The following is a 12334-nucleotide window of genomic DNA, read 5'->3' on the forward strand; positions in this document are numbered from 1 at the left end:
GCGCATGCAATATCCTCAAATCGAAATAGTGCCGGATGTCTTTTCAATATTTCCGGATCTGCAGGTCTTCGCCCTATTGGTCAATGGGTACGACGATGCAATCTGCCATATCGATATTGAAGCGGTGCACCCAGTGCCCGCGGATATGTCCCTTGCAATGGGAGTGGGGCCGTTGTCAGAACTACCCATTATTTCATCGTGGCGAGAGGTTTATCGAACGATGGGGCTGAAGCCTTCCGTTTACCATGCCAGTGTCGAATCACTTCTTCGGCGCGCGAAAAAAGGATGGGGGCTCTGGCAGACAGGACTTAAGCATGTCGACTTCTACAACGGGTTCTCGATCCGCTGTTATGCACCAATCGGCGGTTATGACATGGATAAGGTTCGGAGCGGGTCGATCCGTGTGCGCATGCTGGATCCGAAAAAGGACATTTTCAGCCCGCTAGGTGGCCAACCGGAAGCGTTCCCTTTGAAGCCGGATATAGCTGTTTATGCAGTAGAAAACGACATTGCTTGCTGGGCATTCAATCACCGTGATTCCCGCGATTATTGTTTGACGGAAACGACGCGGCAAGCAATCTTCTTTAGTGAAGCAAATACGATCATGCAGGCAGCTGCATCGCTTGCAGCTATAGGCGCAATGCGATCAAACCTGTCCTCGCTGCGCGCAGTTTGTTCGCCATGCATCCGATACAGCAGGCAGCATCCGTGCGGGGAGTGTGTGACTTCATGATCAGCGAGGCTTACTCGACCGGCTTGACTGTGGGGCTAAGCCTGATTTTGGCGATAGGTGCCCAAAATGCTTTTGTGCTTAGGCAGGGATTGCGGAACGAACATGTATTGGCAGTGTGCCTGGCATGCGCAGTGTCGGATGCAATCCTGATTGGCGTAGGCGTAGCGGGATTTGGCGTGATTATTGACCGCGTACCATGGCTCGATCCGCTCATGCGCTATGGTGGAGCCACTTTCCTTTTTTGCTACGGCGCACGGAGTCTTATGTCCGCGCTACGGTCCAAAGAGGCATTGGCGATGGGTGACGTCGCCGTTACGGCATTGTGGCCGACTCTTTTAACCTGCCTTTCTCTCACATGGTTCAACCCGCATGTCTATCTAGATACGGTCATGCTTATCGGAACAATTTCGACACGTTTTCCCGGGTTTGAGCCCGCATTTGCAGCGGGGGCAATTACGGCGTCGTTTTTGTTCTTCTTCTCACTCGGTTATGGCGCGACCTATCTGAGACCAGTGTTTATAAGGCCAGTATCTTGGCGTTTGCTTGAGGCGGTCATCGCTGTGACGATGTGGGCGCTGGCCATTAAGCTGGTGATGGGGAAATAACCATCGTGCAGGCAGCAATTTTGAAAGGTGGCGGAATGTGATTATTCAATCGGCCTGCAACTCGGCAACGAAATCGTGGATATTGCCGCGATACCGGGGCGTCGTGAACTCCACCACCCGACCGTCTTCCAGAAAGCCGCGACGTTCAATGTGCAATTCGGCACTCCTTGGGGTGACGTGCGGTAAGCGCGCTTGCCGCGCCCTCGGCAATGCAGCGCGCAGCCGTTGCAGGGCGCGAATCGGTCGGCTGTTGCATTTTTCCAGCGCCTCGTAAAGCGAGTCGTGCACCTCGTGCGGATCGGGCAGCATGCGAGTGAAAATTTGATTGCCATCAATTCTTCCGATGTCTTGAGCCAATCATCGATTTTCCGGCGATACACCCATAACCCACTCTGGGGTGAGTGACATGCCAATGTGGTCAAGCGGTCGTCGCTACATCAGCCGCGCATCGCGCGGGCCGGAACGGGCATGGCCGTCAACTCGATGGAATGGGTGCCGATGGATACGCACCTTACGTAAAAAAATGCCGATGACGATAACGAGGATTTGCTATGAATGATCGCTGCAACTGTGACTACGGTGCTCAAAGTGGTGCGAGTTACCCGCCCGCGTGCGCGACTGACCAGCACGAGTATCCGCAGGATCATGCTTCTGCGCCTGCCAATGACAACAAGCCCTATTCCGTGTCTCCAGGGCCGGGCTTCGAATCTCCGCGTGGCACGAAGGAAAGTTCGGATGAAGTCGCTTCGACAACGAAGTTGTGTACCAGCGCGGATGGTTCTTTCAAGGAGCTGACCACCGTCGGACAGGACCAGCCGGGAAAGAACCACCCATTCATGATAAAAACTTCGACGTTCAAGACTTTCAATGGCGGCACCATCATCAACCGAAGGGAGCTCCATTGGACGATCAAGCCATCGAAGGACGGCAAGACAAGAACGGTCGACTATAAGGTGACGTTGGACAGACGCACTTACGATAGGTATGGACGAGAAACGGCCTCCAGCCACCTGGCTCCGGTTCAAGGCACCTTCAATAATGACGGGGCGCCGCTCCTGTTCGAGCAGCCGGTGCGTTGTGGATGGTCTCGTGATGAGACTCGGTCCAGTGATGAGGAGTCAAAAACGCGCGACCGCGATCTTCGCGCGCGTGCCTATAGCCGAGCATGAGTTTTCTGTTCGACGCTTCGCGCACATTTGACTGGGATTCCGGCTTCGGTCGGCCCGCCGCACAGCAGCGAAGTTGACCCATGACGAGCCGCGGCAGGCGGATCAATCGGTCTGCAATTCCGCGACGAAATCGTAAATATCGCCGCGATACCAGGACGTGGTGAACTCCACCACGCGGCCGTCTTCCAGAAACCCGCGACGTTCAATATGCAATCCGGCGCTGCCTGCGGTGACATGCAGCAACCGCGCCTGCCGCGCCCCCAGCAGCACCGCGCGCAGCCGTTGTAGTGCGCGAACCGGTCGGCAGTTGTACTTTTCCAGCGCTTCGTAAAGCGAGTCGTGCACTTCGTGCGGATCGGGTAGCACGCTGGCCGGCACCACGGTGCGTTCGATCGCCAGCGGTTCGTCTTCGGCGTAGCGCACGCGGTGCAGGCGGACCACCAGCACGCCGGGCGACAGGTTCAGCGCCATCGATTCTTCCGGGGTCACTTCGCCCACGCTGCGCTCGAAAAACTCCGAGCGCGGGTGCAGGCCGCGGGCGCGCAGGTCTTCGGTAAAGCTGGTCAGGCGCGACATCGGCTTGATGATGCGCTCGGCCACGAAAGTGCCGGCGCCGTGGCGCTGGGTCAGCAGGCCTTCCTCGACCAGACCGGAAATGGCCTTGCGCACGGTGACCCGGGACAGGCCCAGGGCCTGCGATAAATCCCGTTCGCTGGGCAGGGTCTGGCCTGGTTCGATATCCCGGTGCTGGATGACATTACGGATGGCCCGGCGCAGCCGCAGGTAGGCCAGCGGCTGGTGGGTGGTCGTGTCGCGGCTGAGGCGCCGGTATTCGTCGGCCAGGGCATTTTGCATAGTTAGAGCCTGCTCAAGGTCGCCGCGTGGCCCGCGCCGGAAGCTGTTTGCACGAAAGTGGCGAGATGGCGCATGGATGTAGTCGATACCAGATTGGGTGGTGACGCAGTCATTTAGGCAAATAGATCCAGCCCTTCGGGTTGTACCTGAGCGGTCGCCAGGCGGCAGCGCGCGGCTTGACCTGACGGCCGGTCAGGCGCTGCGCCATGCACTGCCGCCTGGCAACCGCTCAGGTACAACGCGGGCTACGCGGAGACCTCGAACAGGCTCCATGCACCATACCAATGCCTAACCACTTGTACAACAGGGGGATTCGCAGGCATCGGAGCGCTTAGGAAAATTTTGCATACGATTGCAAGTCACAAAGGACTGGTATTGCCTGGTATGTCATTGGTACGATCAGGGCTCCCCGGCGGCTGCACCCCCGTGGCCCCCCGCATTGCATTGAGGTGAGTTGTGACTGCACCTGCCCAACCGGTCGATCAGTTCGATCTGGTCATTTTCGGCGGCACCGGCGATCTTGCCGTCCGCAAATTGCTCCCTGCCATGTTCCATCGCTTCGCTGACGGCCAGATCCTCGAGGGCAGCCGCATCATCGGCGTGGCCCGCGAAGCGCTTGACGACGACGGCTACCGCAATCAGATCCGTTCCGCGCTAAATGGCGCGGCGGAATCGCACCCCGGCAAGGTCGACGCCTTCCTCAAGCAGGTGCATTACCGTTCGCTGGATGCGCGCAAGGACGATGGCTGGGACGATTTCGCCAAGCTGATGGGCAAATGCCCCGATCACGTGCGGGTGTTCTACCTGTCCACCTCGCCGGACCTGTTCGTCGACATCTGCCAGCGCCTGGGCCACTACGGACTCAACAAGTGCGAATCGCGCGTGGTGCTGGAAAAGCCGATCGGCCACGATCTGGCCAGCGCCAACCGCATCAATGACGACGTCGGCAGCGTGTTTGCCGAATCGCAGACTTTCCGCATCGACCACTACCTCGGCAAGGAAACCGTGCAGAACCTGCTGGCGCTGCGCTTCGGCAATGCGCTGTTCGAGCCGCTGTGGAACGCCGGCCATATCGATCATGTGCAGATCACCGTGGCCGAAACGCTGGGTGTGGGCCGGCGCGGCCCGTATTACGACCATGCCGGCGCGCTGCGCGACATGGTGCAGAACCATATGCTGCAGTTGCTGTGCATGGTGGCGATGGAGCCGCCCGCGTCGCTGTCGCCCGATGCGGTGCGCGACGAAAAGCTCAAAGTGCTGCACGCGCTCAAGCCGATCGACGACAGCAATGCGAGCCAGCTGACCGTGCGCGGCCAGTATCGCGCCGGCGCGGCGGAAGGCCGTAGCGTGCCTGGCTATATCGAAGACCTGAATGCCGACAGCAAGGTGAAGGTGGAGAAATCCAACACGGAAACCTTCGTCGCCTTGAAGGCTGAGATCGGCAACTGGCGCTGGTCCGGCGTGCCGTTCTATCTGCGCACCGGCAAGCGCCTGGCCGATCGGGTGTCGGAAATCGTGGTGGCGTTCAAGCCGGTGCCGCATTCCATCTTCACCGCCTCTGCCGGCCCGCTGGCGCAGAATCGCCTGGTGCTCAGACTGCAGCCCGATGAAGGCGTGAAACTTTGGCTCACGATCAAACATCCGGGGCCGGGCGGTTTGCGCCTGCGTCACGTACCGCTCGACATGAGCTTTGCCGAAGCGTTTGGCGTGCAGCAACCGGATGCCTACGAGCGTCTGCTGCTGGACGTGGTGCGCGGCAATCCCACCCTGTTCATGCGCCGCGATGAAGTCGAGGCGGCATGGCGCTGGGCGGACCCGATCCTGGCGGCCTGGGCCGGCAGCGGCGAAGCACCGCGTCCGTACACCTCCGGCACCTGGGGGCCGAGCGCGGCAGTGGCCTTGATCGAGCGCGATGGCCGCACCTGGGATGAGGATTTCGAATAGTGTCCGCCGCGCAGCAACAACTTCATGCGTTTGACGACGGGCAGGCACTCGCCAACGCGCTTTCATCAAGCATCGCCGATGCCTTGCGCGCGGCCATCGATACGCGCGGTGAAGCACTGATCGCGGTGTCCGGTGGCAGCACGCCCAAGCGTCTGTTCGAAGCACTTTCCCACGAGCTGCTGGATTGGTCGCGCGTCACCGTGACGCTGGTCGACGAACGCTGGGTGCCGGATAGCGACGAGCGTTCCAATGCGCGCATGGTCGAAGCGTTGTTGTTGCAGCACCAGGCGGCGGATGCGGAGTTCGTGCCGCTGTACGTGGAAACGGCCACGCCGGAAGCGGGCATTGGCGAAGTGCGTGCACGCGTCAACGCCTTGAAGCAGCCGTTCGACGTGGTGGTGCTCGGCATGGGGCCGGATGGTCACACCGCATCGTTTTTCCCCGGCGGCGACCGCCTCGGCGAGGCGCTCGACGTGTCCAATACCGCGCAGGTCCTGCCGATGCGTGCGCCGGGCGCGGGCGAGCCGCGCATCACCTTTACCTTGCGCGAGTTGTTGCAGGCGCAGACGCTTTATCTGCACATCCAGGGCGACGACAAGCGCGTGGTGCTGGATCAGGCCGAACAGCCGGGCAGCGAGTTGCCGATTGCCAGCGTGCTGCGCGCCGCAAGGCCACTGAATATCTATTGGTGTCCGTGAAACGACTGGGATTTTCCGAAGCTGCATCCAGGGCGGACGTCACTCCCGTTTTTACGGGAATAACGATGAGGCATGTGCTTGCCTCATCGCAGACATGCCGTTTGGCCGGCTTGTCACTATCGCAACGCCGAGTCTGCTCGGCTGGAGTCTGAAATGAGTTTGCATCCCGTCGTTGCCGAAGTCACCGAGCGTCTGCGCGAACGCAGCCGCGACACGCGCGCGGCCTATCTGGATCACATCAACGATGCCGTCATCGAAGGCACGCATCGCGCGCGCCTCTCCTGCGGCAATCTCGCCCACGGCTTTGCCGCCTGCGGCACGCATGACAAGGCCGCGCTGCGCGAAGGACATGCGCCGAATATCGGTATTGTCACCGCGTACAACGACATGCTGTCGGCGCATCAACCGTATGAGCGCTATCCGGCCTTGATCCGCGCGATTGCGCGCGATGCAGGCTTCACCGCCCAGGTGGCCGGCGGCGTGCCGGCGATGTGCGATGGCGTCACGCAAGGGCGTTCCGGCATGGAGCTGTCGTTGTTCTCGCGTGATCTGATCGCGATGGCGACTGCCGTTGCGCTCTCTCACGATATGTTCGACGGCGCCTTGTATCTGGGCATCTGCGACAAGATCGTGCCGGGCCTGCTGATCGGCGCGCTGAGCTTCGGCCACTTGCCGGGTGTGTTCGTGCCCAGCGGCCCGATGCCCAGCGGCATCAGCAACGAACAGAAATCGAAGGTGCGCCAGGCCTATGCCGAAGGCAAGGCCAACCGCGCCGAATTGCTGGAAGCGGAAGCCGGTTCCTATCACGCGCCCGGCACCTGCACCTTCTACGGCACGGCCAACTCCAACCAGATGCTGATGGAGATCATGGGCCTGCACCTGCCGGGAGCGAGCTTCGTCGCGCCGGATACGCCGCTGCGCGACGCACTCACCGCCGAAGCCGTGCGCCGTAGCGCCGCGCTGGGCAAGCACGCCGAAAACCTGCCGATCGGCCACATCATCGATGAGCGCGCCATCGTCAACGGCGTGATCGGCCTGCACGCCACGGGTGGCTCCACCAATCATCTGCTGCATCTGGTCGCCATCGCGCAGGCGGCGGGCATTGCCTTGCGCTGGGAAGATTTCGACGCCTTGTCGTCGGTCGTGCCCTTGCTGGCGCGCGTGTATCCGAATGGCTATGCCGACGTGAATCAATTCCACGAAGCCGGCGGCATGGGCTTCCTGATCGATCAGTTGCTCAGCGCCGGCCTGCTGCACGGCGATGCGCGCGCCATCACCGGCGGCAGCATGGCCGACTACAACCAGGTGCCGACACTGGACGAAGACGGCGGGCTGATCTGGATGCCGGTGCTCAAGCAAAGCGGCAACCGTGGCGTGTTGCGTGGCGTGGATGAGCCGTTCCGTCCCGATGGCGGTCTGCGCATGGTGCACGGCAATCTTGGCCGCGCGGTGATCAAGGTGTCCTCGGTGCCGGATGATCGTCTGGTGATCGAAGCGCCGGCCGTGGTGTTCCACGATCAGGACGACATCAAGCGTGCCTTCGACCGCGGCGAACTCAACCGCGATTTCATTGCGGTGGTGCGCTTCCAGGGGCCGCGTGCGATTGGCATGCCGGAGCTGCACAAGCTCACGCCGACGCTGGCGGTGTTGCAGGATCGCGGTTACCGCATCGCCCTGGTGACGGACGGCCGCATGTCCGGCGCCAGCGGGCGCGTGCCGGCGGCGATCCATGTAACGCCGGAAGCGGATGACGGCGGTCCGATTGCCAAGATCCGCGACGGCGACATCATCCGTCTCGATGCGAAGCATGGCCAGCTGGACGTGCTGGTGGATGCGAGCGAATTCGCCTCGCGTACGCATGCGATCGAGGATTTGTCGAAACACCAGCGCGGCATGGGCCGTGAACTGTTTGGCATGTTTCGTCGCAATGCGATGGCCGCCGATCTAGGTGCCGGCGTGCTGTGATTTTTTTACGCCATCTCCGCAACGTGGAGATGGCATGACGGTTATGAGAAACATTCGGAATCATTAGGCGCTTAGCATGAACATCGAAACCAAGCAGCAGCAAGTCGAAGCCACCATGCGTCTCGCGCCGGTGATCCCGGTGGTGATCATCGACGACGCCAGGCATGCCGTGCCGATGGCGCGTGCGCTGGTCGCAGGTGGCATTCCTGCGATCGAGGTGACTTTGCGCACGCCCGCCGCGCTCGATGCGATTCGCGCCATTGCCGCTGAAGTGGAAGGTGCCGTGGTAGGTGTCGGCACGGTGCTTACACCGAAAGACTTCCACGCCGCAGAACAGGCCGGTGCACGCTTCGCCGTGTCGCCGGGTGTATCGCCGAACCTGCTGGCGGCGGCTGATGACAGCGCGCTGCCCTTGCTGCCGGGCGCTGCCACGGCAAGCGAGGCGATGACCCTGCTCGAACGCGGCTATCGTTATCTGAAGTTTTTCCCCGCGGTGCCCGCGGGCGGTGCGAAATTACTCGGTGCCTGGGCCAGTCCGCTGCCGCAGCTGCGTTTTTGCCCGACCGGCGGCATCTCGCTGACCAGCGCACCGGATTTCCTCGCCCTGCCCAATGTGTTTTGTGTCGGCGGCTCCTGGCTTACCCCGAACGACAAGCTGAAGGGCGGTGACTGGAGCGGCATCGAGCAGCTGGCGCGTGAAGCGGCGTTGCTCAAAGGCGTCGTCGCTTAAATCACACTACTGCCGTTGTCCCGCAAGCCGGGACCTGGTGTTGTCGCAAGGCGCTGCGACAAGGTCTTACCGGTTCTCAAAACCGCGCACATGCTTGCGCCCTACCCCGCGTCCGCGCGCACATGACTTCTGGGCTGCGCAACCCCCATCACGCCTGCCTAAGCTTGGCGGTCGGCGCCTTGTGCCTGCCTCCGGGAATCTCAGTCCATGCGTAAGCTTCCGCTCGTTATCGCCCTTGCCGCGCTCCTGCTCGGTACTGCCAGCGCCGCAGACAAGAAGGACAAAACGACACCGGAAGACGCGACGCCCGACGCAGCCTTGCTGCATCCGCAAGCTTCCTTCAGTGAAGGCTCGGTGTCGGTCGAAGGCAAACGCGTTTCATACCAGGCGGCGGCCGGCACCATCGTGCTGCACGGCAAGAACGAGAAGGAAAACGAGCCCACCGTCAGCATGTTCTACGTCGCCTACTTCAAGAAAGGCGTGGATGCGTCCAAGCGGCCGATCACTTTCATCTACAACGGCGGTCCGGGCTCGGCGACGGTATGGCTGCATATGGGCGCGTTCGGTCCGCGTCGTGTCATCACCAGCGATGACAGCCACACACCGGCCGCGCCCTATCAACTGGTCAACAACGACTACAGCCTGCTGGATGCGTCTGACCTGGTATTTATCGATGCGCCGGGTGCCGGCTTCAGCCGCCTGATCGCCAACGATCCTGACGCGTCCAAGCGCGAAGAGCAGATGAAAGACCGGCGCAAGGACATCTACAGTGTCGATGGCGATGGCCACGCTTTCGCGCAATTCATCACCCAGTTCCTGTCGCGCTACGGCCGCTGGAATTCGCCGAAGTATTTGTTCGGCGAGAGTTACGGCACCACCCGTTCGGCGGTGGTGGCGAACGATCTGGAAAACGAAGACAGCGTCGATCTCAATGGGGTGATCCTGCTGTCGCAGATCCTCAATTTCGACACCAGCATCGATGGCCCCGATCAAAACCCCGGCATCGACCTGCCTTACGAACTCGCCCTGCCTACCTATGCCGCCACGGCCTACTACCATCACAAGCTGCCGCAACAACCGGCGGAGCTGCAACCGTTCCTGCAGGAAGTGGAGCAGTTCGCACTGGGCGAGTATGCCGAGGCCCTGATGGCCGGCTCGCGTCTTGACGACGCGCGCAAGCAGGCGATTGCCGAGAAGCTGCATCAGTACACCAGTCTGCCGGTCGACTATCTGCTCAAGGCCAATCTGCGTGTCACCGGTGGCATGTTCGAGCACGAATTGCTGGGCGATAGCGACGACACTACCGGCCGCCTGGATACGCGTTTCTCCGGTCCCTCGCTGGACCCGCTGAGCAAGGAAGCGCAATACGATCCACAGTCGTCAGCGATCAGTTCCGCTTACATCGCCGCGTTCAACGACTACGTGCGCAAGGATCTGAAGTTCGGCCAGAATCAGACCTATCGCGAATTTGCCACCGATATGACCGAATGGGGTTTCAAGCACGATGGCCACGACGGCGCCGTGAACGTGATGCCCGATCTGGCGATGGCCATGAAAACCAATCCGAACCTGAAAGTCCTGCTCAACGGTGGTTATTACGACCTCGCCACGCCGTTCTTTGCCGCCGATTACGAAATGCATCATCTGCCCGTGCAGCCGGCGCTGATGAACAACATCAGCTACGCCTGGTATCCGTCCGGCCATATGGTCTACGCCAACGAGCCGTCGCTGAAGCTGCTGCACGACAACGTGGCGCGTTTTATCGAGCAGACCGATAACGTCAAGCGTTGAGCATGTCCTCACCGTGATCCCGGCCTTTGCCGGGATCACGGCCGGCGGGAAACACCCCGAAGGACTGCGCTTCCTTAAGTCAATCGAAGTATCCTTGCCTCGCCTTACCGCGAGACTTCCCCATGCGTGCCCTTATCGACCGCTACATCGACGCCTACAACCGTATGGACGTCGACGCCATGCTTGTCACTATCCATCGTGAAGTCATCTTCGAAAACTACACGGGGGGCACGCTTAGCGTGCGCACGATCGGCATCGACGAACTGCGTCACCTCGCCGAAAGTTCGCGCGGGTTGTTCTCCGCACGCCGTCAGACCATCACCGGCTACAGCGAAGCCGCCGGCACGGCGCATGTGCAGGTCTTTTTCGAAGGCACCTTTGCGATCGACCTGCCTAACGGCGTACGTGCCGGACAACGTATCGCCATGCCGGGGCGCAGTGAATTTCGCGAGCGTGATGGCTTGTTGATCTACATCGCCGATCACAGCGATTGATCTGGCCGAGGCGCACCATGCATGGCGCGCCTCGCCTAATCCTCGTAAGTCCTGATCTCAAGCAGATGGTTATTCGGGTCGTTGAAATAAATCGTCGGTGCAACACCGCGCGCACCTCTTTCCTGGCCAACGCCCGAGTTCGATCCGACCGAATCGAAGCTCGGGCCGTAGGCCATGCCTGCCGCCTTGATGCGCGTGAATACCGCGTCGAACTCGGTGCGCGACATCGCGAAAGCGTAGTGTTGAAAACCATCGGTGCGCTGTGTATGCAGCAGTAGCAGAAAGCCGGGGCTGACCTGGATGAGGGTGAACGGCCCATCCTTGCCCGCCGGCGCAAATCCAAGGATCTGCGTATAGAAAGTCACGCTCGCTTGCAGATCGTTGACGGGCACGATGATGTGGTCGATCGTTGCCATGCGATACGGCTCCTCAGCCGTTCAGCGTTATCCTCGGTTGTCCGCTAGCCTCGCGGCTCCCACAGTTCTATCGGGTTGCCTTCCGGATCGTAAAGTCGCGCAAACCGGCCATTCGGGTACGACTGCGCATTCACTTCCACCGTAAGTCCCGCGTCGCGTAGCTGCAATACCATCGCGTTCAGATCCCTGACCCGGAAATTGACCATCCACTGGCAATACTCGCGGCCGAAATAGGGCGTGTCCTGCGGAAACGGCGCAAACACCGTTGGACCCGCCTCCTGCCGCCATGGTTGCTGCCCATAATCCGCCGGAATCAGTTCGATCCCCAGATGCTGTTTGTACCACCGGCCCAGGCGCTCGGGGTCAGCCGCGCGAAAGAACAATCCACCAATGCCGGTCACTTTTTCCATGGCGCCGCGAAGTATGCAACGTATGGCTGTTCTTCCGCCGTGAAGCAAGGCCGCCTGGACGGAAGTCAGGTGTCGAACGCTTCACGCCGGGCGCTTGCCTTTCTCACTGTGTGTATTCGGCCGAGTGAGGAATGCTTGGCGCTATCGGACGTTGGCCGGATCGAAATGAGGATTTTCGATAATGCCGAAGCGATTGCCGAAAGGATCAATCACAGCCGCCACTTTGATGCCACCGCCTACATCGGTCACGGGATCAAGCGGCTTGGCACCCAGTTCCAGCAACTTCGCATAAGCGGCGGTGATATCGGCGACGCCCCACAAGGGTTGTGGACCGCCGGTGCCGCTTTGTGCGTCAGGTACCAGCCCGAGCTCAAAGCCGCTGACCTGAAAACCGACATAGAAGGGTTCGTCGAAATAGGGTTGCTGGTTCAGCAGCAGCGCGTACCACTGTTTGGCGGCGGTCAGATCGTTGGCCGGATAAATCGCAGTGCGCAGTCCAAGGATCATACGGTTTGCTCCTTTAT

14 protein-coding genes are annotated in these 12334 nt (G+C 60.8%); 9 read left to right on the forward strand and 5 right to left on the reverse strand.

What is annotated here, in order from left to right; all coding sequences use genetic code 11:
- Positions 1 to 4: 4 nt before the first annotated feature.
- Together ISP19_RS05360 and ISP19_RS05365 are read left to right on the forward strand one after the other, a co-directional pair.
- The gene (locus ISP19_RS05360; RefSeq protein ID WP_204680327.1) at positions 5 to 733 is read left to right on the forward strand and encodes a B3/B4 domain-containing protein; all 729 of its coding nucleotides are present in this window, start codon (positions 5 to 7) and stop codon (positions 731 to 733) included.
- Positions 730 to 1338, forward strand: coding sequence for a LysE/ArgO family amino acid transporter (locus ISP19_RS05365; RefSeq protein WP_204680328.1), 609 nt, complete (start codon positions 730 to 732; stop codon positions 1336 to 1338). The genes ISP19_RS05360 and ISP19_RS05365 overlap by 4 nt, the downstream gene beginning before the upstream one ends.
- A gap of 45 nt (positions 1339 to 1383) precedes the next feature.
- Here the strand turns inward: ISP19_RS05365 and ISP19_RS05370 are convergent, their stop codons facing one another.
- A complete protein-coding gene (locus tag ISP19_RS05370; RefSeq protein ID WP_204680329.1) occupies positions 1384 to 1647 on the reverse strand; it encodes a UTRA domain-containing protein in 264 nt (87 codons plus the stop codon).
- Between the two features lie 242 nt (positions 1648 to 1889).
- Between ISP19_RS05370 and ISP19_RS05375 the strand changes: the two genes are divergently transcribed.
- Positions 1890 to 2507 carry a hypothetical protein gene (locus ISP19_RS05375; protein WP_204680330.1) on the forward strand — a complete coding sequence of 206 codons (618 nt, stop codon included), beginning with the start codon at positions 1890 to 1892 and terminating at the stop codon, positions 2505 to 2507.
- 102 nt (positions 2508 to 2609) lie between these two features.
- Here ISP19_RS05375 and ISP19_RS05380 read toward each other — a convergent pair whose 3' ends face one another.
- Entirely contained in the window at positions 2610 to 3362 is a 753-nt protein-coding gene (locus tag ISP19_RS05380; protein WP_204680331.1) for a GntR family transcriptional regulator, read from the reverse strand.
- Between the two features lie 456 nt (positions 3363 to 3818).
- On the opposite strand from ISP19_RS05380, the gene zwf reads away from it, so the two are divergent.
- From zwf to ISP19_RS05410, 6 genes are all read left to right on the forward strand, one after another.
- Complete coding sequence (gene zwf, locus ISP19_RS05385) at positions 3819 to 5306, forward strand: glucose-6-phosphate dehydrogenase (protein ID WP_204680332.1); 1488 nt, start codon at positions 3819 to 3821, stop codon at positions 5304 to 5306.
- Positions 5303 to 6004 carry a 6-phosphogluconolactonase gene (pgl, locus tag ISP19_RS05390; protein ID WP_204680404.1) on the forward strand — a complete coding sequence of 234 codons (702 nt, stop codon included), beginning with the start codon at positions 5303 to 5305 and terminating at the stop codon, positions 6002 to 6004. The genes zwf and pgl overlap by 4 nt, the downstream gene beginning before the upstream one ends.
- 153 nt (positions 6005 to 6157) lie before the next feature.
- Positions 6158 to 7969: a phosphogluconate dehydratase gene (edd, locus tag ISP19_RS05395; RefSeq protein WP_204680333.1), complete on the forward strand. Its 1812-nt coding sequence runs from the start codon at positions 6158 to 6160 to the stop codon at positions 7967 to 7969.
- Between the two features lie 76 nt (positions 7970 to 8045).
- A complete protein-coding gene (gene eda, locus ISP19_RS05400; protein ID WP_204680334.1) occupies positions 8046 to 8699 on the forward strand; it encodes a bifunctional 4-hydroxy-2-oxoglutarate aldolase/2-dehydro-3-deoxy-phosphogluconate aldolase in 654 nt (217 codons plus the stop codon).
- A gap of 207 nt (positions 8700 to 8906) precedes the next feature.
- Positions 8907 to 10490 (forward strand): S10 family peptidase, encoded by a 1584-nt coding sequence (locus ISP19_RS05405; protein WP_204680335.1) that lies wholly within the window; start codon positions 8907 to 8909, stop codon positions 10488 to 10490.
- Between the two features lie 122 nt (positions 10491 to 10612).
- Positions 10613 to 10984 (forward strand): nuclear transport factor 2 family protein, encoded by a 372-nt coding sequence (locus ISP19_RS05410; protein ID WP_204680336.1) that lies wholly within the window; start codon positions 10613 to 10615, stop codon positions 10982 to 10984.
- A gap of 35 nt (positions 10985 to 11019) precedes the next feature.
- On the opposite strand, the gene ISP19_RS05415 is transcribed toward ISP19_RS05410, so the two are convergent.
- The 3 genes from ISP19_RS05415 to ISP19_RS05425 all read right to left on the reverse strand — a co-directional run bounded on the left by ISP19_RS05415 (position 11020) and on the right by ISP19_RS05425 (position 12317).
- Positions 11020 to 11400: a VOC family protein gene (locus ISP19_RS05415; protein ID WP_204680337.1), complete on the reverse strand. Its 381-nt coding sequence runs from the start codon at positions 11398 to 11400 to the stop codon at positions 11020 to 11022.
- A 44-nt stretch (positions 11401 to 11444) separates the two neighbouring features.
- A complete protein-coding gene (locus ISP19_RS05420; protein WP_204680338.1) occupies positions 11445 to 11810 on the reverse strand; it encodes a VOC family protein in 366 nt (121 codons plus the stop codon).
- Between the two features lie 141 nt (positions 11811 to 11951).
- Complete coding sequence (locus ISP19_RS05425; RefSeq protein WP_204680339.1) at positions 11952 to 12317, reverse strand: VOC family protein; 366 nt, start codon at positions 12315 to 12317, stop codon at positions 11952 to 11954.
- Positions 12318 to 12334: the final 17 nt, after the last annotated feature.

Source organism: Dyella flava (assembly GCF_016904955.1).
GTDB classification, from domain to species: domain Bacteria; phylum Pseudomonadota; class Gammaproteobacteria; order Xanthomonadales; family Rhodanobacteraceae; genus Dyella_B; species Dyella_B flava.